Origin of the sequence: Sphingobacterium sp. UBA3519, from assembly GCF_002377215.1 — a bacterium.
Lineage (GTDB): Bacteria > Bacteroidota > Bacteroidia > Sphingobacteriales > Sphingobacteriaceae > Sphingobacterium > Sphingobacterium multivorum.
In genome coordinates this window covers 242289-265009 of the sequence record NZ_DFPI01000022.1, presented here as the reverse complement: position 1 = coordinate 265009, position 22721 = coordinate 242289, and the positions used below count along the sequence as shown (strand labels likewise).

Here is a 22721-nt window from a genome sequence, read left to right as displayed (position 1 = left end):
AGCTTTTTATTTTAAAAGTTGATAAGCAATCAAGGCACTGAAATACGCCAAGCCTGTCATAAAACCAAGCTGTATCAAAGTCCATTTCCACGAGCCTGTTTCCCTCTTTACTGCTGCAATTGTACTCATACATTGCATAGCAAAAGCATAGAAAAGTAATAAGGATACACCAGAAGCTAAATTATAAGCCGGTAAACCGGTATTCCTGTTAATTTCGCTTTTCATTTTGCCTAATACCGTTGTTTTAGATGCTTCATCTTCGATATCCACTTCGTCACCAAGGCTATATACTGTGGCCATTGTGCCTACAAAAACTTCACGGGCAGCAAACGAAGAAATAAGACCTATGCCCATCTTCCAGTCGTAGCCTAATGGTTCAACAACAGGTTCAATAGCCATGCCAAGATAGCCAAGGAAAGAGTGTTCCAGACGGTAAGATGAAACTTCATGGTCCAAATCGGCTTCGGACAGGTTGGGGTTATTTTTTGTCACATATTCCTCCGCCCGGCTAAATTTATCGTTCGGACCAAAACTACCCAATGCCCATAGGATAACGGAAATGGCTAAAATGATTTTACCTGCGCCGAAAACAAAGCTTGATGCTTTTTCCCATACATTTAAGGCTACGTTTTTCCAATCTGGAGTCTTATAGGTGGGGAGTTCAAAGATTAGAAATGATTTGTGTTTTGATTTGATGACTTTGGTCAGGATAATCGCCGATAGCAAAGCTGCGAATATTCCAAGTAGGTACATCACAAACAATACAATACCTTGTATTTGAAAGCCCCCTAATTTCGTGTCCGGTATCACCAGTCCGATCAGAACGATATAAATAGGTAGACGTGCTGAGCAGGTCATAAAAGGCGTTACCAGAATAGTGACCAGTCTTTCTTTGCTATTTTCGATGTTACGTGCCGACATAACCGCAGGAACAGCACAGGCTACGCCCGAAATCAATGGAATCACTGATTTTCCATTCAGCCCGAAAGGGCGAAGCCAGCGGTCCATCAGGAAAACAACACGGCTCATATAGCCCGTTTCTTCCATGATCGAGATAAAGATGTATAAAATAACGATCTGTGGAATGAAGATCACAATTCCGCCAATACCTTTGATAATACCATTGCTGAGCAAGTCGGTCAATGGCCCTGCCGGCAATGCTGTTTGTATATAGGCTGCAAGATCACCAAATAAACCATCGATAAAATCCATGGCTGGTCCAGACCAGGTATAAATTGCCTGGAAGATTAAAAAGAGGATTCCAAAGAAGATGACATAGCCAAAGATGGGATGAAGCAGGATGCTATCAATCGTATTGGTTTTGTTTTTATTGGAGGATTCATCCTTTGCATAGATTTCAGCAAGGCTGCTATCCAGGGATTTACTACGCAAAATGGCTTCGTCTTTTTGCAGTCTCTCGGCGCGTAATTGGTGTTTTTCACGGATTTGTTGAATCGCCTGATTTTTTTCTTTCGATAAAAAGGATACCTCGCCTTTGGCCAGGTATTGCCAGGTATGGTATTCCGTATCTAATGGAAAAAGACGTTTGGTTTCTTCTAATGCGGCATCAGCTTCCTTGGGTAGGCTAAATTTGCTGATATACATGGGCGGAACAGCATCAAAGTTTTTGATCAGCTGATCGATACCTTGTCCCGTACGTGCATTGGTTTCGTAGACTTTTGTATTTAATAGTTGCTCAAGCTTCTGAACATCTATTGTAATTCCTTTTTCTTTGGCTTCATCTATCATATTGATGACAAAGATGGCCGGCAGACCGAGCTCCCGGGCCTGCTGATAAAGAATAATAGACCGCTTTAAGTTCGTAGGTTCAGCGACGACAACGACAAGGTTAGGTCTGAAACTACTTTCTTTATTGACTAAAGTGTTGAAAACAACTTCTTCGTCCAGCGAACTTGGGAACAGGGTATATGTTCCCGGTAAATCAATAATACGATAAATTTTGTTGTTGGCTTTTACTTGCCCCTCACGTTTTTCGACCGTAATACCGGGATAATTTCCTACTTTCTGATTTAATTTTGTAATCCGGTTAAATAGAGATGTTTTACCCACATTTGGATTACCCAAAAGTGCAATAATCGGGTTATTCATTATTTCTGATCAATAAGGATGACTTTAGCTTCTGATTTGCGGATAGCAATTAAGGCGTTATTAGCACTAATATTTAGACATATGGGACCGTCCAAAGGTGCGATATGTTTCACTTCTACTTCAGTACCAGGTATAAACCCCAATTCGAAAAATTTAGCTGGAATTTCGTGTGAATCAAAATCAATAATTACCGCTTTTTCCCCTTTTTTTAGCTTATCTAAGCTAGTTCTATTACGCATCTGCCTGTTTTTTTGAATTCTTCAAATATACAGAATTTCTACCATTTAGAATGATTCTAATGTCATAGTTATGTATTTAGTAAAAAACAGCTATCTTTACTATTCAGAACGATTAATTATCAACCAGAATGAAGATTGAGGACGAAATCAAAGTAAGTAAATTCAGCAATGAATGGCATCGTTGTACGGTAAATATTCTATATACGTACAATTGGATTAACAATGAGCTTGAACAGCGAGCTGCCAAAGAAGGGATCACTTTGAAACAGTTTAATGTCTTGCGCATATTGAGGGGCCAATATCCTAAGCCTGCAACCAATAATCTGATTAAATCAAGAATGTTGAGTACCACCCCTGACATCTCGCGTATGATTGATCGCATGGTTTCCAAAGAATTGGTTTCACGTTGTCAATCGGGTGGAGATAAAAGGGCTGTGGATTTGGTTATCACCGAGAAGGGCTTGGAGATTCTTAAGAATCTAGATGAGGAAATGCTGATGAAGGATCTTTTACCCAATCGAATTAGTGAAGAAGAGGCAATGACGTTAAGTACACTGTTGGATAAACTTCGCGGCTAAAGAAATTAATGCGCATGGTCATGATGTTCATGATCATGCGGTTGTTGGTGTTGATCGTGCCCATGATCATGTTCTCCGACAAATAAGAAACTTCCGAGTGCAATCGCAACACCTGCAATCACAGCGATCATTTTCTTTTTATTGAATTTATGATGGTCAATGGAGCCCGATTCAAAAAGTATCGTCGTCGATATGTGTAAGAAGATACCAATAACGACGGCCATGATTTTATCAAAATATTGCTGGATATTCCCTACTTCACCTGCACTGATGGCTTTGCTCAGCAAAAAGCCAAAAGGGGTCATTGCCGCAAATAAAGCCAGTGTAATGAGGATGGTATTTTTCTTTAAATGTGTGCTTATGAGAATACTTCCCAACGCAAATGCGGCCGGAATGTGGTGGATGGATATGCCTAGTGCAAGTTCTGTCTGATGTGTAGCCGCAAGTGGCATTCCCTCGAGGAAAGCATGAAGACATAGGCTGAACATAATACCGATTGGAAAACGATGGCTATGGTGGTCATGATCATTTTCGGTATGGATATGGCCATGTTCGATCCCTTGGGAGAACTGTTCAAGAAATAGCTGGAAAAGAAATCCAGCAAGTACATAAATACCCAATACTTCAGGTGAAGTATTGTTGGACTGATAGACATGCGGAATGAGGTGAAGCACAGTAATAGAGAATAAATAGGCTCCACTAAAAGAAAGGATGAGTTTAAGGAAGCTGGTTCCTTTCTTTTGTACAAAAAATACAGCAATTCCACTTGCAAATGCAGGTATGAATAAAATTAAAATCAATAAAATTGAATTCATTATACGTGTTCAGTTTTAAAAAAGCTAGGCACAAACCGTTTAAATAAGTAGCCTGTTGCCAATCCAACCAGAATACCTAAGGCTGAACCACACAGGACATCAAACGGGTAATGGACACCAACATAAATTTGAGAGGCTGAGATTAGGGTTGCCCAGGTAATACAAAGCCAAAGCGCATGTTTCCATCTTCTCCGGAAAAGTACAATCCAGAAAAAAGCTAGGGAAAAATGATTGGCCGCGTGAGAGGATGTAAAGCTGAAGCCCGAACCGCATCGCACTCGGATGTTGACATTTTCTTTAAACTCCACGTCGTTACATGGTCTAATCCTTTTTACAGTCTTTTTGATCAAATGAGAGGATATACCATCGGAAATTCCGAAAGTAACCAAGGTCATGGCAACAATTAGGATACCTGTTTTTCCATAGGTCTTAATGAAAAATATGATCAGAAATAAATACAAAGGTGCCCAAGTGTATGGATTGCGTAATATCGGCAATAACCAATCAAATACGGGGTTACTCAAGCCTTGATTAATGGCCAGAAAAATCTCTTGATCGATGTGTACTAATTGTTGAATCATAAATGTTGCTGATGACAATGAAATTCCCAAACTTTAAAAACTCACTTTTCAAAAGTAAAAATAATTTCATTGCAAACGGTTGTTTCTTTTAAAAACAACTTTGTTGCAACAAATATACGTTAAATATTCATTAATTATAATTTTAATTCGATATTTTATTGCCATTGTGCTAAATTTACACGTTAATCAATTCAAAAGAAATGACTTTAATTAAATCAATATCAGGAATACGAGGTACGATCGGCGGACGTGCTGGAGAGGCACTTACCCCAATAGATATCGTTAAGTTTACAGCTGCTTATGGCAAAATAATTGTTAAGCAGAGTGGTATCAAAAAAATTGTTGTCGGAAGAGATGCGCGTGTTTCTGGTGAGATGGTAAGTAATTTGGTGATTGGAACCCTACAAAGCATCGGTGTTGATGTGGTTGACCTGGGTCTTTCAACAACGCCAACGGTAGAGATTGCCGTACCGATGGAAAAAGCAGCGGGTGGTATTATTTTGACTGCTTCACACAACCCCGGTCAATGGAACGCACTAAAGTTATTAAATGCAAAGGGTGAATTCATTTCAGATGCTGAAGGGCAAGAAGTATTGGCCCTTGGTGAATCCTTAGACTTTGATTTTTCCGAAGTGGAAGAACTGGGACAAGTTCATAAAGATTATTCATACTTACAGAAACATGTAGACGCTGTGTTGGCACTGGAATATGTGGATAAAGAAGCCATCAAAGCGGCTAATTTTAAAGTTGCTTTGGATGCAGTCAACAGTACCGGTGGTACATTTATACCTGCCTTATTGGATGCACTTGGTGTACAGACAATCTTTAAAATCCATTGTGAGCCAAATGGTCAATTCCCGCATAATCCAGAACCATTGAAAGAGAATTTGACGGATCTATCGGCTGCGGTTATTGAACACAAAGCTGATTTAGGGATTGCCGTAGATCCGGATGTAGATCGATTGGTCTTTATGATGGAGGATGGCGAGCTATTTGGTGAAGAATATACCCTAGTTGCCGTAGCGGACTATTTATTGCAGCATAAAAAAGGAAATACCGTTTCCAATTTATCTTCTACACGCGCACTACGTGATGTGACTAAAGCACATGGTGGCGAGTACTATGCGGCGGCTGTGGGCGAAGTCAACGTGGTTACAAAGATGAAAGAAGTCGATGCGGTAATTGGCGGAGAAGGAAACGGTGGTGTTATCTACCCGGCATCTCATTATGGCCGTGATGCGCTGGTAGGCGTGGCCATCTTCTTGACACATTTGGCTAAGCTTGGTAAAAAAGCCTCCGAATATCGTGCTTCTTTACCGCAATACTTTATGTCAAAAAACAAGATCACGCTGACTCCGGAATTGGACATTGACAACCTATTGGCCAAAATGGAGGAAAAATATAAGCATGAAGACCATTCGACAATCGATGGCTTGAAAATAGACTTTGAAAATGAATGGGTGCATTTGCGTAAATCGAATACCGAACCGATTATTCGGATTTACTCGGAGGGACCTACGCCTGAAGCTGCTGAGCAGATCGCGCAGCGGATTATCAGCGAAATTGAAGAAATAATTAAATAAAAAAAAAAGCTGCATACGCAGCTTTTTTTTTTAAGAGTGATCTCAGCGAAAGCGTATTGTCTGAGCGATTACGAAGTTTTATAATGTATGATTAGAAAGATCATTTTAGGTACGTATTGTTTTCTTAGTTTAATCTTATTTGTCTTTCCGACAAATGCCCAGCAGCCAATGGACGAAATCAATGGGCTGTTAGACCGTTGGCACAAAACCTCGGGCGAGGTAAAGTATGGCCCGTTTTTGAATGTTATTGCTTCAGATGGCGTTATTTTGGGTACTGATCATGATGAAAGGTGGGATAAAGCACATGCAGAGAAGTTCACCGATCAATATTTCAATCCAAAAAATGCCTGGACCTACACCTATGATAAGCGGCATATCAGCTTTAATGCAGATAGTACGACAGCGTGGTTTGATGAATCTTTTAAGATCAATACCAAGTCTTTTCGTGGCGTGGGGGTATTAAGTAAGCTGGATAATGAATGGAAGATTCGTCAATACAGCATGTCCATGTCGGTTCCCTATCAGGATGTTAAGTCTACCGTGGGCGGGAAGGCCGGTGAAAAAATTCACAGCAACCTCTTATTGGTTATGGTGCTGTTTTTCTTTATGGCCATGTTATTTGTGCTGAGTCAACGCTTAAAAATCTCTTACCCCATTCTGCTGGTTATTGGCGGACTGGTGATTTCGCTGATTCCGGGCGCGCCGGTTATTAGTGTTGATCCCGATATCGTATTTATGGTGTTTTTGCCACCTTTGCTTTTCGAAGCAGCCTGGTATACCAATTGGGGGAATTTTCTAAAGTGGCGACGGTCTATTTTCATCATGGGCTTTGGTTTAGTCTTTTTCACATCATTGGCCATTGCCTACTTTTCGGTCAGTATTATTCCTGGGTTTACCTTAGCGCTGGGCTTTTTACTGGGTGGGATTATCTCTCCCCCAGATGCCGTGGCCGCGAGTTCTGTCCTGAAGGGGGTAAGTATTCCTAAACGGGGAATTGCAATATTGGAAGGAGAAAGCCTGGTCAATGATGCGGCCTCATTGACTGTCTTTAGATTTGCATCCATCGCGATTCTTACTGGTCAGTTCGTAATGAGCAATGCGACGACACAGTTTCTGATGTTATCAGTCATGGGTGTTGTAGTTGGTTTGGTTATAGGTCACATCCTCTATATTTTCTTACGCTATGTCGCGAAATCGTCCAGTATTTCAACACCCATTACCCTCATCGCACCTTACCTGATGTATATTGTTGCGGAGCATTTTGAATGGTCGGGGGTCTTGGCGGTGGTTAGTGGTGGATTGTTTCTTTCCTTCCGGGCAGGCGATTACCTCAACTACCATACGCGCATCCAGACGAAGGAGGTTTGGGCGACAGTGGGCTTTCTATTAAATGGATTTGTTTTTATTTTAATTGGACTTGAGCTTCCGGTGATCATCAATGGATTGGGTGAATACTCCATGGAGGAAGCTATTGATTATGCCTTGGCGATCTGTGTAATTGTTATTGTTTTACGCTTAATCGCCGTTTATCTTTCGGCTTTTGTTCCCAGAATATTATTCAAACGGGTTCGCATCAAGGAAAAGAGTCCGGGGTGGCAACTGCCCCTGGTCGTTGGCTGGGCCGGGATGAGAGGCGTGGTTTCTTTGGCGTCAGCATTAGCGATTCCATTGACTTTATACGATGGAACGGCCTTCCCGCACCGAAATCTGATTTTGTTCATTACGTTTGTGGTTATTTTGGTAACACTCGTTTTTCAGGGGCTTACATTGCCTTTGTTGATTAAATTGATAAAAATTGAGGAAGTCGACGAGCAAGCTTCAATGGAAGAGCAAATTGATGAGATCCGTGTACGGCTTGGCAAAGAATCTATTGCATATCTGGATAAACATTATGCAAAAGAAATGCTGGAACATGAGACCATCGCTCGCGTCAAAGAGCAGATTATCCGAAGCGTAAATGCATCCGAACGAGCGAAAGAAGAGGATACGCGCGCGCAGCTTTCGGCAGTAAGGGGGCTCTATAATAAAATTATGCTGGAACTTTTGGCGCTGCGTCGTGATGGTCTGTACAAGATCAAGGAAAGCAAGGCTTTTGACAGCGATGTCATTAAAGAGATCGAGTATTCCCTGGATTTGGAGGAATCGCGTTTGTCGCGTAAGTAGTTATTTATAAGTGCGTAAATCTCGGTTTTGGACGACAAAACCTAGCGGCACAGTGCTGCAAAAAATAGTGTGTAGTGTTGCAGGAAATAGCGAATTTAGCTTATAATGCTAAATTCGCTATTTTGCCTTTATCGCCCACTAAAAATATCGCTCGACCTTTTTTTGCCTTTTGGACGGCATTGAAACTTTCCTTTCCAATAGGCGTCCAGTTTTTTCCGCCATCATTCGATAGGTCTGTACCCGAAGTGCCCGTGCTGATCAGCTGTTTTTTTGAAAGATAAATAACGGCCGACTTAAAGCCAGCGGGTGCTGTCTGTGGTGCAGACCATGTTTTGCCGCCATCGTTGGTTAGCAGGCTATTTTTGTCTTTGTTTTTATCCGCCTTATAATCGCCACCGACGACAATACCCGTTTTTGATGTGTTAAATGCGACAGAAAAAGGGCCGGTGCTATTTGTGCCCTGAATGATGGGGCAGCTGTAACGTTGCCATGTGTTACCCTGATCCTTGCTGCTGTAGATATTGGAAACTGTCCCACCTGTGGCAATCCAATATGTTCCGCTGTTATCGCAATATATTGATGTTCCACTGGCTGCAAAACCGGCCTCGCCATCGGTAATGGTAAAGTGCATATTCGGGGATATATCTTTCCAGGACCTTCCGAAATCGGTGCTTTTCAATAGCGGCATTTTTCCCTGAATGGCGTCGCCAAAGGCAATGCCGACCCCTTTTGATGTAAAAGCAAAACCGTCATAAAATATTTCGGGCCGCTTGTCATTGAATACTTCTTTCCAGCTTCGACCACCATCCTGTGTGCTTAAGATAATGGCAGGGGAACCGGCCGATATAATTAAGGCTTCATGCTCATCAAATGCTTCGATATCCCTAAAATCTGTTTTTTCGTAGCCAATTGGATTGACCCACTGCCAGTTTTTTCCAGCATCGGTGCTGAGCCCAACTGTCCCATTGCTTCCGCTTACCCATAGAGTTGTATCATCAACTACACTTAAACCTCTGTAGCTGCTATTTCGTTCTTGATTTACGATGTTAATTTTTGCTTGTTGAGCACTCAAATGGCTCAGGAGAAAGATTTGGATAATAAGGGCAAGAAATAAAGGTTTCATGTGGTTATGATTTTTATTTAAACAAATCTACTCGTCTTTTTGAAACTTTCCCCTGTTTTTTTAAGATTGTTTTGCGGAGCTGGAGAAATCCAACGGTCATTTTCCGTGGTGATTTAAAATAGGGGATACTCAATACGACCAACAGTGCGATGCAGGCCGAAGTTCCAAGTGCTCCACCGTAGCCGGTGAAAAATTTACTTGTATTAAGCAGAATCGTTGTAAAGATAATGCCGGCAAGGGCTAAACCAAAATAAGTTGATAACTGACTTTTTGATACCATACCTATAAATGATGCACCGATAAAAATCGGCGGAATATATTGTGCAAGATAGGGCGAAACACTTTGTGGGAAGAAATGAAGAAAACCTGCGACAAATAATGTCAGCAATGCTGATGAACGCACTGCTCCTTGGTGAAATTTGGTATTGACATAGTAGGTCGCTGTGCTCCCTATAACTCCAACGAGGTATAAAATGAATGTTTCCATATTACTTAAAAATGTATAACAGGAGGTAGGTCAGTGAAACACCCAGGAAGGCCAATGTTCCTAGTTTACCGCCGACACCATTTAATAAACTTTTCGATACGATCAGAAAGATCGCTGTAAAAATACTGGCTGCTAAAATAAAAGAGAACCCATGCGCCACCTGCGCATTGGACATCCCTACAAATGCACCGCAATAAATTGCTGCCGGAAGGTGGGGTAGATAGCTTGAATTTTTGTTGATATTGGGAATGAACGAGGCGATGGTACCTGTCAGTGCTGCGCCCAACACAGGGCCCAAACCGAAAATCTGATTGAAATAGTAGGATGCAATCGCTCCTACAGGTACCCAAATAGCAATTTTAATCGATTCATATTCATGCCTGTGATGATGAATGGGCGACTTGAGGTAACTGTATAAGATCAGTAAGGACAGTAGGCCGATAAAAGCCAATACAATATAAGAATGTGTGTTTTCTACAAAGATGGCCACTAAAAAAAGGGCCTGAATGACAAATAATAAACAGATGCTTATTATCCTAAATTTCTGCCGGGCTTGCATTTAAATAAATTTAGGCAAAGGTACTGATTATTTGTCTATTCTATTGGTAGATTTTCTTTTTATCAATATAGGGTCAAGAACAATCTGTTCGATTGCTTCGTATGGACTTTTTTGTTTGACCATTTTCAGAAAGAGCTTAGCACATTCTTCGCCCATTTTGTTGGCCTGCTGGTCGATACTTGACAGTGTGGGCGTGATAAAAGAAGAAAAGGTCTGGTTTGCAAAACCGATCACACCAGTTGTTGGAATAGCAATATTTGCAGTTTTTAATGCTTGTATTATCCCGACAGCTGTAAAGTCATCGCCACCAATAAAGGCGTCAGGTTGGATTGCAGATTTTAGAATCTGTTCGGTTCCTTTGATACCGGCTTCAATGGATAAGTCGCCGCGAATAATAAAGTCCTTCTGCGGAGAAATCTGCGCGTCTTTTAGGGCGGCTTCGAAACCATGGAAACGATCCTGAAAAATCGCTATTTCTTTATCCGTTGTGATAAAGGCAATATTTTTGTAGCCCTGTTCAAGTAAATGCTGTGTTGCGAGGTAGCCTGCTTTAAAATCATCAAGTTTGACCACGGGAGCAGGAATATTTTTATGCGTACGGTCAAAAATAACCAAACATTTGCGCTGATTGATCACTTCCTGAAAATGCTGGGTTTCCTGCGTTTCTAGCGACAACGAAGCAATAATGCCGTCCACCTGGGCTTCCAGTAAAGTCTTCACGCCATTAACTTCATCCTCAAAAGATTCATTCGATTGATAAAGCAATAGACTATAATTGTGTTTTTTTAACTCTTTTTCAATACTATGTACCGCCTCTGCAAAAAAATGAATTTGCATGGTCGGTACGATGACTCCAATTGTATTGGACTTGCCCGAGGAAAGGGAGGACGCTAGCTTATTGACACTATAATTTAATTCCTTTGCTTTATCAAGCACAAGCTTGCGTGTCGCCTCGCTGATCGTAGGCACATTATTCAATGCGCGCGATACGGTAGAGACTGTCACTCCAAGCGCACGGGCAATATCGTAAATTGTCGTTTTTTTATTCACGCTCCAAAGTAAATAATTTTATTTAATATTTTGATAATTCAGAAACATATCCTACTTTTATGCAACCGGTTGCAATGTTTGTTTCCGCCTTTGTTTTAAAATAACCAGTTTCAATTAATTACCATGTATTTATTAGGTATAGACGTAGGTACTTCTTCCGTAAAGGTTTCGATTGTTGAGGCATCTTCGCAACGCAAGGTTTGCTCGGTGCAATATCCGGACGTAGAAGCTCCCATTATAACGGTGGAGCCCAATTGGGCTGAACAAAACCCGCTCGATTGGTGGGACTACTTTAAACAGGCTTTATTGAAGGCAAATGCGTTAGGGTTATACGATCCCAAAGCGATTTCCGCCATTGGTATTGCCTATCAGATGCACGGCTTAGTTATCGTCGATAAAGATCAGAACGTGTTGCGAAATGCAATTATCTGGTGCGATAGCAGGGCTGTAGAAATAGGGAATGCTGCTTTCGATGAAATCGGAAGATCTTTTAATCTGAGCCATCACTTGAATTCTCCGGGGAATTTTACGGCGTCTAAGCTGGCTTGGGTGAAGGCTAATGAACCGGCGATCTATGAAAAAATAGATAAGATCATGCTGCCGGGCGATTTTATCGCCATGAAACTTTCGGGACAGGTGACAACTTCCATATCAGCCTTGTCTGAGGGAATATTTTGGGATTTCAAAAACAATAAGCTGTCGGATACCATCATGGATTATTATGGCTTTGAGGATCATCTTATTCCTGAGATCTTACCCGTGTTTTCGACCCATGGACAGATTAAAACAGCTGTTGCCGAGGAGCTTGGCCTCTCTGGCACAGTGACTATCAATTATAAAGCTGGTGATCAGCCCAATAACGCACTTTCCCTCAATGTCCTTCAACCCGGGGAAGTTGCCGCGACCGCGGGCACTTCAGGGGTTATCTATGGGGTGAGCGACCAGTTGATTGCAGACCGTGAATCGCGCGTCAATACATTTGCACACGTCAATTATCGCGAGGATGATATCCGTACAGGGGTATTGCTCTGTATCAATGGGACCGGTATTATGAATAGTTGGGGCAGAAGGTTACTGGGGCGTGATTTATCCTATGAACAGATTAATGCACTAGCCGGCGCATCACCTATTGGTAGCAAAGGATTACAGGTTGTCCCATTCGGCAATGGCGCCGAACGCATGCTCAATAACCAAACAGTGGGGGCATCAATTACAGCGATAGATTTGAACAGACATGAGACAAGCGATATTTTACGCGCTATACAGGAAGGGATTGCCTATGCCTTCCGCTATGGCCTGGATATCATGCGTGAAAACAATTTGTATCCAAATATGATTCGTGCGGGGTATGCAAATTTATTCTTGAGCTCCGTTTTTAGGGAGTCATTTGTGGGGGCAACAAACGTTCCTGTGGAGATCTTCAATCACGACGGGAGTATTGGAGCCGCTCTTGGAGCAGGTATAGGAAGTGGGTATTATGACGATTTTACAGAAGCTTTTCGTTCTTTGAAACCTGTTTATACAGTGGAACCTCAATTTGTAGTGCAATATGAGGAGCACTATCAGCAATGGAAGGAATTATTAAACAAACAAATAAATAACAAATAAGATGAATATTATTAAAGGGAAAAAGGAATTTTTCAAAGGCGTTGGCCAAATTCAATTCGAAGGAAAAGACAGCACAAATCCATTGGCTTTCCGTTATTATAATCCAAAACAAATTGTTGGTGGCAAGACCATGGAAGAGTATTTTAAATTTGCCTGTTCATACTGGCATTCTTTCAACGGTAACGGATCTGATCCATTTGGCGGACCGACACATCAATTTCCATGGGATGAAAGCAACGACGTAATCACGAGGGCAAAAGATAAAATGGATGCAGCATTTGAATTTATTAGTAAAATAAATATCCCCTATTATTGCTTTCATGATGTGGACTTAATTGATTACTCGGATAATGTGGTTGAAAATGAAAAACGTCTGTCAACTATCGTTGATTATGCGAAGGAAAAACAAAAGGAAAGCGGTATAAAATTGCTTTGGGGAACAGCCAACCTTTTTAGCCATAAACGCTATATGAATGGAGCTGCAACTAACCCTGATTTTCATGTTCTTGCACATGGTGGAGCACAGGTCAAGGCAGCTTTGGACGCAACGATTGCTCTTGGTGGTGAAAATTATGTTTTCTGGGGTGGAAGAGAGGGGTATATGAGCCTTTTAAATACCAATATGAAGCGTGAGCAGGAACATCTTGCACAGTTTTTACATATGGCCAAGGATTATGCCCGCAAAAATGGTTTTAAAGGAACTTTCTTTATCGAGCCGAAACCATGTGAGCCTACAAAACATCAATACGATTATGATGCGGCTACTGTGCTGGGCTTCCTGCGTCAGTATAATCTTTTGGAAGATTTTAAATTAAATTTAGAGGTAAACCATGCGACATTGGCCGGACATACGTTTCAGCATGAGCTACAGGTTGCTGTAGATGCAGGTAAATTGGGCTCCATTGATGCTAACCGCGGTGATTATCAAAATGGATGGGATACGGATCAATTTCCGAATGACATCAATGAATTGACCGAAGCCATGTTGATTATTTTAGAAGGTGGTGGTTTCCAAGGGGGCGGTGTGAACTTTGATGCCAAAATCCGCCGGAATTCCACAGATCCTGAAGATCTGTTTTATGCACATATTGGTGGGATGGATCTTTTTGCACGCGCTCTAATTACGGCAGATCGTATCCTGCAGGACTCGGACTACAAAAAAATTCGGACAGACCGTTATGCTTCGTTTGACGCAGGTCATGGCGCATCGTTTGAAGATCGTAAATTAACTTTGGAAAACTTAAGGGATTTAGCAGTGGAATTGGGTGAGCCTAAAACCATCAGTGGTAAACAGGAGTATTTAGAAAATTTGGTCAATAGATATATATAGTTCTAAAAATATTTCTATATTAGGCGATCAAATTAAACCAATTACCAATACATGAATAATTATTTAAGCACAAAAGATTACATCGTTTTCCTGATCTACTTTGTTATTGTAGCAGGTTACGGATTATGGGTGTATTATCGCAAGAAATCTGAATCTGTAGGTTCCAAAGACTATTTTTTGGCTGAGGGGTCATTGACGTGGTGGGCTATCGGAGCCTCACTTATTGCATCCAATATTTCGGCCGAGCAATTTATCGGTATGAGCGGTTCCGGATTTAAGATGGGATTGGCGATTGCAACTTACGAGTGGATGGCTGCCATTACACTGATTGTCGTTGCGGTATTTTTTATCCCGGTATACTTAAAGAACAAGATCTTTACGATGCCACAGTTTCTCCATAAACGATATAATGGAACTGTTGCGATGATCATGGCCGTTTTCTGGTTATTGCTGTATGTTGTCGTTAATTTGACATCCATCCTCTATTTGGGAGCCATTGCGGTAAGTAGTATTTCCGGTATCAGTCTGGAGGCCTGCATGTATGCCATTGCGATTTTTGCTGTGATCATTACATTGGGAGGAATGAAAGTAATCGGTTATACGGATATTATTCAGGTTTTCTTTTTGGTATTGGGTGGTTTGGCGACCACTTACCTAGCCTTGAACCTCGTTTCAGAGCACTATGGTGGATCAGGAGTATTGGAAGGCTATCACTTGATGACCGAAAAAGCTTCCGACCACTTTCATATGATTCTGGATCGTAAGAATGAGAACTATCTCGATTTACCGGGGCTAACCGTATTGATTGGCGGTATGTGGATCGTTAATTTGAACTACTGGGGATGTAATCAATACATCACGCAACGCGCGCTTGGAGCAGATTTGAAAACCGCGAGAAACGGTATCTTGTTTGCAGCATTTCTGAAGTTATTAATGCCTATCATTGTTGTGTTGCCGGGTATTGCAGCCTATGTCATGTGGAAAGATGGCTTGTTCCAAAATGAAATGATGCAACATGGTGAGGTAAACCCTGACCACGCTTATCCAGTTTTGTTGAATTTATTGCCAGCAGGTTTAAAAGGCTTGTCTTTTGCGGCATTAACAGCTGCAGTGGTCGCTTCTTTGGCAGGTAAAGCAAACAGTATCGCGACAATCTTCTCCTTGGATATTTATAAAAAAGTATTCAATACAGAAGCATCGGATAAGAAATTGGTCAATATCGGCAAGCTGACTGTTGTGGTTGCCATGATCTTGGGTGTGCTGATTGCTCCACATTTGGGTATTGATAAAAAAGGTGGATTCCAATATATTCAAGAATATACGGGTTTTGTATCTCCAGGTATTTTTGCGATGTTCATTTTAGGATTCTTCTGGAAGAAAGCAACTTCAAATGCGGCTTTGTTTGCAACAATTGGAGGTTTTATTTTCTCCATCATCTTCAAAAAATTGCCGGATTGGGTCGATCTGTCATTCTTGTCATCGACAGGTTTCTCTGTTCCAAATCCAACAACAGGAGTCTACGAAATTCCATTTTTGGATAGAATGGGATTCGTCTTCGTGATCTGTATTATCGGTATGATTCTCATCAGTATTGTCGACAATAAGCGTGGTGTCGTGCCAGCTGGATTGGAAGTTGATACCACGATGTTTAAACCACACCGGGCGTTTTTGGTCATTGCATTGATCGTAGCGCTATTGGTTACAGCATTATATTCTATTTATTGGTAATCCAATAGCAAATAAGATTTTAAAAACTCCTATCAATCTCGGTTGATAGGAGTTTTTTGTTTGTTTTAAAAATACCTATCTTGGTTTAACTAAAACCATTGCTTAACGAAAGATTGCTGCTATGAAAAGAAGAAGTACCCTGCTACTGACGACGATATTTGGATTACTTACTACCGGTATGCCGATGCTGAGTTCAGCTCAGCGCACACAGAAACCACCTTTACATGGAAAACATTGGATGGCTATTACGGGTAAGCCCTTGGCGGCAACAGCGGGTGCCCAACTATTCCAACAAGGCGGAAATGCGGTGGACGCTGCTTGTGCCATGCTCGCAGCAACCTGTACGATGTGGGATGTTTTGAGTTGGGGCGGAGAGACGCAGGCCTTAATTTATCATCCGAAATTAAAGAAGGTTATTGCCATAAATGCCTTGGGGGTAGCACCCAGTGGAGCGACAGTTGATTTTTTTAGGTCAAAGGGCTATGAATTTCCACCTGAATATGGCCCCCTTGCTGCGGTTACTCCGGGTACGCCCGGCGGATTGTGCTATATGTTGGCTCATTATGGAACGAAAAGTCTTGCAGAGGTATTGGCTCCTGCTCTTGAAATGGCTGCGGGTTATCCCATTGATGCACAAACAGCAACGAGTATAGAGCGGGATAAAGACCGCATTAAAGAATGGCCCTACAGTAAAAAGGTGTTTTTAGTACATGAAGGGAAATCCTGGGAAGCTCCCGAGGCGGGAGAGGTTTTTGTACAGCAGGATCTGCATAAGACCCTGTCCAAATTGGTAGAAGCCGAAAAGAAGGCCCTAGCAGCGGGAAAAGATAGGAAAGCCGCAATCATGGCTGCCTACGACCGGTTTTATACCGGCGATATTGCAGATGAATTTGTCCGTGGCAGTAAGGAGCAAGGTGGCTTAATCACGAAAGCAGACTTGGCCAATTGGAAACCTATTGAGGAGGAACCATTGCACGTCAATTATAAGGGCGTTGACGTGTATAAAATACAAGAATGGACACAGGGGCCAGCCATGCTACAGAGCCTGCAAATGTTAAAAAACTTTGACCTAAAGGCCATGGGTTATAATTCTGCTTCTTATATTCATACACTCTATCAGGTTATGAACTTAGCCTTTGCCGATCGGGATTTTTATTATGGTGATCCCTACGGTAAACCGAAGACACCTATTCAAGGCCTATTACATGAGTCTTATGCGAAGGCGAGAGCTGCAACAATTGACCTTAAGCGAAATAACCCGAATGTACTTCCCGGAGATCCTTATCCCTATGAAGGGAAACAGAATCCTTATCTTCCGTTATTGGAGCAGCGTAAGCAGGAGTTTACACCACATGCGGAGCTGAAAAATGATTTTGTCCCTAAACATGACGCACGCTCAAGTTCGTTGCTAACGGAATTGCCAAAAACAGCTCTTTTGGCCTCTTTAGCGGTGGATAGTGCCTATGTTGACCGTTTATTACGGGGTACCACAAGTGTTGAAGCGGCGGATGAAGAAGGTTGGGTCGTTTCGATCACACCGAGTGGAGGTTGGCTTCCTGCCTGTATTGCCGGGAATACTGGGGTGGGCATGAGTCAGCGCCTACAGAGTTTTGTCTTAGATTCGTTGATTAACCCGTTCAATGTGGTCGAGCCAGGCAAAAGACCGCGTGTAACGCTCACCCCTTCGATGGCTTTGAAAAACGGAAAACCTTACCTTTCTTTTGCCGTGCAGGGCGGAGATACTCAGGATCAGAATTTACTGCAATTTTTCTTGAATATGGTCGAGTTTGGTATGACGCCACAACAAGCCAGCGAGGCGGCCAATATCAACAGTAATCAGCTTTGGCTATCGCTGGGAGGAACAAAGACCGATGATCGAAAACCGCGCTCAGGTAGCCTGCTATTGGACAAAAATACCGCTCCAGCAATTATTGAACAATTGAAGAAAATGGGGTATAGCATTCAGCTCGGCGATCGTACCAGTGGACCTATCAATGCGATTTATTTCGATCAGCAGCACCGTACACTTTGGGGCGGCAGTAGCAACAATGGGGAGGATTACGGCATCGGGTGGTAGTATTTCATTGGCTTTGCTTAGGTTTCGGTTTTGTTATCTCCACTGTATTTATTATCTTACCTACTGATCGGAAACTGATTTTTGTTATGGAGGGTAGTGTCAATAAATATTCGTTTGTTTTTCAGCCTGATGAAGCTGGTATTGTCTTGGTAGATGGCTTGAAGCGGCGATTACGTGCATCGTTAGCCGAACTGCTTCCCGACAAAAACAAAGGCTGGTATCCCAGTTGCAATTCCAAAGCTCATGTAACGATATGTGCTTTTGAAGCAGATGCGTGTAAACTGACAATGGCTATTGAGGCTTTGCAGGAGACTTTGGTCTATGAGCGTAGTCAGTATGTTTATTTCGATCATTTTTCATCATTTGCGGGTGGTGCTTTCTATATTGCACCAACTGTGCACGCCCGGAGTTATCTCAAGGACCGGGCGCGGAAGGTTGTTCAAACATTGACGGAGTTTGATTTGATCGAGATTAGCGACGAACCCCATATTTCGATTGGGCGACGTCTGGAGCCAGAGCAGCTTGAAATCGCAAAAGAACAGTTGCGGTCTGTCGATCTGAGCTTTATGTGCAAGGGCGTTCATGTGCGGCAGTATAAGCCTGATTTAGGTCAGTACGAGATCATCGATTTTATCCAATTTGGCAACCAATCGAAGGAAAATTCTGGCCAGCTGGCATTTAAATTCTAATAATATCGCGGTTTAATTGCCTAATAATGTAAAGCTTTTTATCTTTAAGGCTGACAATACACGATATTGCACTTATAGTACTTTATGCATTACGACGAATCTCATCATAAATCCCTATCTGATATCCATGAAAGTGTCGATGTCAATCAAGGGAAATCCAAATTTAAGAAGATACTTAGTTTCTTTGGTCCAGCTTATCTCATTAGCGTGGGGTATATGGATCCAGGCAACTGGGCTACCGATCTTGCTGGAGGAAGCCAATTTGGCTATACCCTGATTTGGGTGCTGTTGATGAGTAATATCATGGCGCTGGTGTTACAGAATCTATGCGCGCGCCTAGGTATTGTACGCGGTAAAGACCTTGCGCAGTGTAACAGAGAGACCTATCCTAAACGGATGAATTTTGTGCTCTATGTGCTTGCTGAAATTGCAATAGCAGCCTGTGATCTGGCGGAGGTTTTGGGAATGGCAATCGGTCTTAACCTCCTTTTTGGAATCGATTTGCTTTGGGGAGTAATGATCAGTTTTGCAGATACCTTCTTGCTGCTCTATCTGCAGAAGCTGGGGATGCGAAAAATGGAACTCTTTATCATTGGACTTATCGCGCTTATTGGCATGTGTTTCATGGTAGAAATGTTTTTGGCGAAACCTGATTTTGCAGAGGTAGCCACCGGATTTATCCCCAGTATCCCGAATAGCGCTGCATTATATATTGCCATAGGAATTATAGGTGCAACCGTCATGCCGCATAACCTGTATCTGCATTCGGCCCTGGTGCAAACGCGAAAAATTGACAGGAATGAGGTTTCTATCCGAAAATCGCTCAAGTATAACTTTTGGGATAGTGCCATCGCCTTGAACCTGGCCTTTTTGGTGAATGCGGCAATATTGATTCTTGCAGCCTCTGTTTTTCACAAGAACGGTATGCATGACGTGGCCGAGCTTGAAGATGCTTATCACCTATTGGGCAACCTTCTTGGAACGGAATGGGCCTCAAAATTGTTTGCTGTTGCCTTGATTCTTGCCGGACAGAGCTCAACGGTGACGGGAACCCTAGCTGGACAGATTGTGATGGAGGGATACCTTCGCTTGCGGATTAGTCCGACCTTGCGGAGGATTATAACGCGGCTTTTGGCTATTATCCCGGCTGTATTGGTGATACTCATTTCGGGTGAAGGTCGCGTTGGTCAGCTGCTGATCTTTAGTCAGGTGATCTTGAGTATGCAGCTCGCTTTTGCCGTCATCCCGTTGATCCATTTTGTGAGCGATAAAGTCAAGATGGGCACTTTTGCCATTAAACCGTTAACGAAAGTAGCGGCCTGGCTGATCGCGGCCATTATCGCTGTTTTGAATTTTAAATTAGTATACGACGAAGTGGTCGGCTGGATTGGTGAGGCCAACAATATTGTAGTAACCGTATTATTGATCTTGGGCGCAGTGGGCTTGTTTGCCTTATTGATGATGACCGTATTATACCCTATTTTACTTAAATCAAAACCAACGGAGCTGGAGGTGCACCCACCATTTGAGGCTTTGCATTTTGAGCATAAGGGCTCTTTTAAGAAAGTAGTGATTGCATTGGATTTCTCAAATTCAGATCAGAAAGTAATCCAATATGCTTTACAGCTTTCGCACGAGGATACTTCTTTTGTGGTTGTACATATTGTTGAGAGTGCATCGGTAAAGTATACCGGAGATTCGACAGATGATTTTGAATCGCGTCAGGATTTGGAACGACTGAAATTGTATGCAGACTTTCTCTTGTCCAAAGGACATCAGACGGAATATGAATTAGGTTACAATAACCGGATCAAGTGCATTGCTGAAATTTGTGAAAACTATAAAGCTGATCTGTTAGTTGTAGGCAGTCATGGACATAATGGGCTGAAGGATTTTGTTTTTGGTGAGACAGTTAACAAGCTGCGGCATGCAGTGAAAGTACCTGTTTTTATTGCTCAATAGGTTCTCAGTGACTATCTCAAAGAGTCTCTGTCTATTCACTGTAATTTTATTGCGGAAAAAGTGAGCGGGGCGATCGCTAAGTGCTAAATAATTCTTATTTTTGCGACATCAAATCAAGATATGAGCGACGCTATTAAACACGAGTGCGGAATCGCACTAATTCGCCTGTTAAAACCCTTATCTTATTATCAGGAAAAATATGGTACGCCATTTTATGGCATCAACAAATTGTACCTATTAATGGAAAAACAGCACAACCGTGGACAAGACGGGGCTGGAATTGCAACCATTAAATTTGATGTAAAACCTGGAAATCGTTACATTTCGCGTTACAGAGCTATGGGCTCAACTGCTGTGGCAGACATATTCGAATATGTACAGAAAAAATTTGCTTCTGTTCAGAAAGCATTTCCAGAGGAGTCAAAAGATACGCAATGGTTAAAAGATAACGTAAGTTTTACGGGGGAAGTACTTTTAGGACATTTGCGCTATGGAACGCATGGAAAGAACAGTATCGAAAGCTGTCACCCATTTTTGAGACAAAACAATTGGATGTCTCGTAATTTGGTGGTAGCGGGTAACTTCAACATGACCAATGTGGACGAATTGTTGCAACAGTTATACGAGTTGGGACAACATCCAAAAGAAAAAGCGGATACCGTAACCGTTTTGGAAAAAATTGGCCATTTCTTGGATGATGAGAACCAAGATCTGTTCGATCAATTCAAAAAAGAAGGTCATTCTAATATTGAGATCAGCTCGCTGATTGCTAAAAATATTGATGTTACCAAAATATTGAAGCGTTCGGCCAAAACGTGGGATGGCGGTTACACCATCGCAGGTATCTTTGGTCATGGTGATGCTTTTGTGATGCGCGACCCAGCGGGTATCCGTCCTGCGTTTTATTATCAGGATGAGGAGATCTTGGTGGTAGCATCGGAAAGACCGGTCATCCAAACTGCATTCAATATTCCTATTGGTGCTGTAAAGGAAATTAAACCAGGTCATGCCCTGATCGCTAAAAAAGATGGTACTGTATCCCAAGAGATGTTTAGACAACCCGTAGAACAACGTTCTTGCTCTTTCGAACGGATCTACTTCTCGCGTGGATCAGATGCTGATATCTATCAAGAACGTAAAGAATTAGGAAGATTACTGGTGCCTCAGGTATTGGAATCTGTCAAAAATAACATCAAAAATACCGTATTCTCGTTTATTCCAAATACAGCCGAAGTATCTTACTATGGCCTAATGGATGGTATCAATGCCTACGTTCGGGATTTTCAAAAAGAGACGCTATTAAATCGTTCAGAAAAGATTTCTGATGAGGAGTTAGATGAAATCTTGAGTATCAAACCTCGTTTTGAAAAACTCAACGTAAAGGATGCTAAACTGCGTACCTTCATTACACAAGATGCGGACCGTACCGATATGGTACAACATGTATACGATACGACTTACGGTATTGTAAAAGATCATGAAGATACCATCGTTGCCATTGACGATTCGATCGTTAGAGGAACAACGTTGAAACAAAGTATCTTGACGATCCTGGATCGTTTGAATCCGAAAAAAATTGTGATTGTTTCTTCTGCCCCGCAAATTCGTTACCCAGATTGTTACGGTATTGATATGTCACGTATGGGTGAGTTTGTCGCATTCGAAGCGGCAATTAATCTCCTCAAACAACGTGGTATGGCACATATTATTGATGAAGTTTATCAAAAATGTGTGTTGTCAATGACCCAAGATGTTCATGAGATCGAGAATTATGTTAAAGCGATCTACGCACCGTTTACGGATGAAGAGATCTCAGAAGAAATTGCTCGTATTGTAAGACCTCACCACCTAAAGGCAGAGCTTGAAGTAGTTTACCAAACATTGGATAATTTACACAAAGCTTGTCCGGACCATAAAGGTGATTGGTACTTCTCGGGTGATTATCCAACACCTGGTGGAAACAAGGTTGTTAACAAAGCGTATATGAACTGGATTGAAGGAAAGAATGTAAGAGCATATTTCAGCAGCTAAGTTCAAAAT

18 protein-coding genes are annotated in these 22721 nt (G+C 42.0%); 10 read left to right on the top strand and 8 right to left on the bottom strand.

What is annotated here, in order from left to right; translation table 11 throughout:
• Positions 1–6 precede the first annotated feature (6 nt).
• Together feoB and B3297_RS12210 are read right to left on the bottom strand one after the other, a co-directional pair.
• On the bottom strand, positions 7–2109 hold the full coding sequence (feoB, locus tag B3297_RS12215; protein WP_286777336.1) for a ferrous iron transport protein B: 2103 nt from the start codon (positions 2107–2109) through the stop codon (positions 7–9).
• Positions 2109–2348, bottom strand: coding sequence for a FeoA family protein (locus B3297_RS12210; protein WP_046672175.1), 240 nt, complete (start codon positions 2346–2348; stop codon positions 2109–2111). Before B3297_RS12210 ends, feoB begins: the two co-directional genes overlap by 1 nt.
• Before the next feature lie 128 nt (positions 2349–2476).
• On the opposite strand from B3297_RS12210, the gene B3297_RS12205 reads away from it, so the two are divergent.
• Entirely contained in the window at positions 2477–2926 is a 450-nt protein-coding gene (locus B3297_RS12205; protein WP_070563722.1) for a MarR family winged helix-turn-helix transcriptional regulator, read from the top strand.
• A 5-nt stretch (positions 2927–2931) separates the two neighbouring features.
• Here the strand turns inward: B3297_RS12205 and B3297_RS12200 are convergent, their stop codons facing one another.
• Together B3297_RS12200 and B3297_RS12195 are read right to left on the bottom strand one after the other, a co-directional pair.
• Positions 2932–3741, bottom strand: coding sequence for a ZIP family metal transporter (locus B3297_RS12200; protein ID WP_070563719.1), 810 nt, complete (start codon positions 3739–3741; stop codon positions 2932–2934).
• Positions 3741–4322, bottom strand: a complete 582-nt coding sequence (locus tag B3297_RS12195) for a phosphatase PAP2 family protein (RefSeq protein ID WP_070563716.1) — start codon at positions 4320–4322, stop codon at positions 3741–3743. Before B3297_RS12195 ends, B3297_RS12200 begins: the two co-directional genes overlap by 1 nt.
• A gap of 200 nt (positions 4323–4522) precedes the next feature.
• Here B3297_RS12195 and glmM point away from each other — a divergent pair, with 200 nt between their 5' ends.
• The gene (glmM, locus tag B3297_RS12190; RefSeq protein ID WP_286778946.1) at positions 4523–5905 is read left to right on the top strand and encodes a phosphoglucosamine mutase; all 1383 of its coding nucleotides are present in this window, start codon (positions 4523–4525) and stop codon (positions 5903–5905) included.
• 87 nt (positions 5906–5992) lie between these two features.
• Positions 5993–8068, top strand: coding sequence for a Na+/H+ antiporter (locus tag B3297_RS12185; RefSeq protein WP_115047415.1), 2076 nt, complete (start codon positions 5993–5995; stop codon positions 8066–8068).
• Between the two features lie 100 nt (positions 8069–8168).
• Here B3297_RS12185 and B3297_RS12180 read toward each other — a convergent pair whose 3' ends face one another.
• From B3297_RS12180 to B3297_RS12165, 4 genes are read right to left on the bottom strand one after another with little or no spacing between them, the layout of a single operon-like run.
• Positions 8169–9191: a WD40/YVTN/BNR-like repeat-containing protein gene (locus B3297_RS12180; protein WP_112375758.1), complete on the bottom strand. Its 1023-nt coding sequence runs from the start codon at positions 9189–9191 to the stop codon at positions 8169–8171.
• 13 nt (positions 9192–9204) lie between these two features.
• The gene (locus tag B3297_RS12175) at positions 9205–9678 is read right to left on the bottom strand and encodes a hypothetical protein (protein ID WP_070563707.1); all 474 of its coding nucleotides are present in this window, start codon (positions 9676–9678) and stop codon (positions 9205–9207) included.
• 1 nt (position 9679) lies between these two features.
• Complete coding sequence (locus B3297_RS12170) at positions 9680–10237, bottom strand: hypothetical protein (RefSeq protein ID WP_112375759.1); 558 nt, start codon at positions 10235–10237, stop codon at positions 9680–9682.
• A gap of 27 nt (positions 10238–10264) precedes the next feature.
• Positions 10265–11287 (bottom strand): LacI family DNA-binding transcriptional regulator, encoded by a 1023-nt coding sequence (locus B3297_RS12165; RefSeq protein WP_070563701.1) that lies wholly within the window; start codon positions 11285–11287, stop codon positions 10265–10267.
• A 123-nt stretch (positions 11288–11410) separates the two neighbouring features.
• Between B3297_RS12165 and B3297_RS12160 the strand changes: the two genes are divergently transcribed.
• The 7 genes from B3297_RS12160 (at position 11411) to B3297_RS12130 (ending at position 22712) form a co-directional block, all read left to right on the top strand.
• Positions 11411–12895, top strand: a complete 1485-nt coding sequence (locus B3297_RS12160) for a xylulokinase (protein WP_286727731.1) — start codon at positions 11411–11413, stop codon at positions 12893–12895.
• A gap of 1 nt (position 12896) precedes the next feature.
• Positions 12897–14225 carry a xylose isomerase gene (gene xylA, locus B3297_RS12155; RefSeq protein ID WP_112375762.1) on the top strand — a complete coding sequence of 443 codons (1329 nt, stop codon included), beginning with the start codon at positions 12897–12899 and terminating at the stop codon, positions 14223–14225.
• 51 nt (positions 14226–14276) lie between these two features.
• The gene (locus B3297_RS12150) at positions 14277–15953 is read left to right on the top strand and encodes a sodium/sugar symporter (protein ID WP_115047423.1); all 1677 of its coding nucleotides are present in this window, start codon (positions 14277–14279) and stop codon (positions 15951–15953) included.
• Positions 15954–16074: 121 nt separating this feature from the next.
• Positions 16075–18030: a gamma-glutamyltransferase family protein gene (locus tag B3297_RS12145; RefSeq protein ID WP_286778945.1), complete on the top strand. Its 1956-nt coding sequence runs from the start codon at positions 16075–16077 to the stop codon at positions 18028–18030.
• Between the two features lie 86 nt (positions 18031–18116).
• On the top strand, positions 18117–18719 hold the full coding sequence (locus tag B3297_RS12140) for a 2'-5' RNA ligase family protein (RefSeq protein WP_115047425.1): 603 nt from the start codon (positions 18117–18119) through the stop codon (positions 18717–18719).
• 84 nt (positions 18720–18803) lie between these two features.
• On the top strand, positions 18804–20681 hold the full coding sequence (locus B3297_RS12135; RefSeq protein WP_112375766.1) for an Nramp family divalent metal transporter: 1878 nt from the start codon (positions 18804–18806) through the stop codon (positions 20679–20681).
• A 120-nt stretch (positions 20682–20801) separates the two neighbouring features.
• Positions 20802–22712 (top strand): class II glutamine amidotransferase, encoded by a 1911-nt coding sequence (locus B3297_RS12130; protein ID WP_112375767.1) that lies wholly within the window; start codon positions 20802–20804, stop codon positions 22710–22712.
• Positions 22713–22721: the final 9 nt, after the last annotated feature.

Bases quoted from the DNA above. Each gene is read 5' to 3' on its own strand.
- glmM (WP_286778946.1), top strand. From the start codon at position 4,523: ATGACTTTAATTAAATCAATATCAGGAATACGAGGTACGATCGGCGGA.
- B3297_RS12205 (WP_070563722.1), top strand. From the start codon at position 2,477: ATGAAGATTGAGGACGAAATCAAAGTAAGTAAATTCAGCAATGAATGG.
- B3297_RS12160 (WP_286727731.1), top strand. From the start codon at position 11,411: ATGTATTTATTAGGTATAGACGTAGGTACTTCTTCCGTAAAGGTTTCG.
- B3297_RS12185 (WP_115047415.1), top strand. From the start codon at position 5,993: ATGATTAGAAAGATCATTTTAGGTACGTATTGTTTTCTTAGTTTAATC.
- feoB (WP_286777336.1), bottom strand. From the start codon at position 2,109: ATGAATAACCCGATTATTGCACTTTTGGGTAATCCAAATGTGGGTAAA.
- xylA (WP_112375762.1), top strand. From the start codon at position 12,897: ATGAATATTATTAAAGGGAAAAAGGAATTTTTCAAAGGCGTTGGCCAA.
- B3297_RS12140 (WP_115047425.1), top strand. From the start codon at position 18,117: ATGGAGGGTAGTGTCAATAAATATTCGTTTGTTTTTCAGCCTGATGAA.
- B3297_RS12135 (WP_112375766.1), top strand. From the start codon at position 18,804: ATGCATTACGACGAATCTCATCATAAATCCCTATCTGATATCCATGAA.
- B3297_RS12210 (WP_046672175.1), bottom strand. From the start codon at position 2,348: ATGCGTAATAGAACTAGCTTAGATAAGCTAAAAAAAGGGGAAAAAGCG.
- B3297_RS12175 (WP_070563707.1), bottom strand. From the start codon at position 9,678: ATGGAAACATTCATTTTATACCTCGTTGGAGTTATAGGGAGCACAGCG.
- B3297_RS12170 (WP_112375759.1), bottom strand. From the start codon at position 10,237: ATGCAAGCCCGGCAGAAATTTAGGATAATAAGCATCTGTTTATTATTT.
- B3297_RS12130 (WP_112375767.1), top strand. From the start codon at position 20,802: ATGAGCGACGCTATTAAACACGAGTGCGGAATCGCACTAATTCGCCTG.
- B3297_RS12200 (WP_070563719.1), bottom strand. From the start codon at position 3,741: ATGAATTCAATTTTATTGATTTTAATTTTATTCATACCTGCATTTGCA.
- B3297_RS12180 (WP_112375758.1), bottom strand. From the start codon at position 9,191: ATGAAACCTTTATTTCTTGCCCTTATTATCCAAATCTTTCTCCTGAGC.
- B3297_RS12150 (WP_115047423.1), top strand. From the start codon at position 14,277: ATGAATAATTATTTAAGCACAAAAGATTACATCGTTTTCCTGATCTAC.
- B3297_RS12195 (WP_070563716.1), bottom strand. From the start codon at position 4,322: ATGATTCAACAATTAGTACACATCGATCAAGAGATTTTTCTGGCCATT.
- B3297_RS12145 (WP_286778945.1), top strand. From the start codon at position 16,075: ATGAAAAGAAGAAGTACCCTGCTACTGACGACGATATTTGGATTACTT.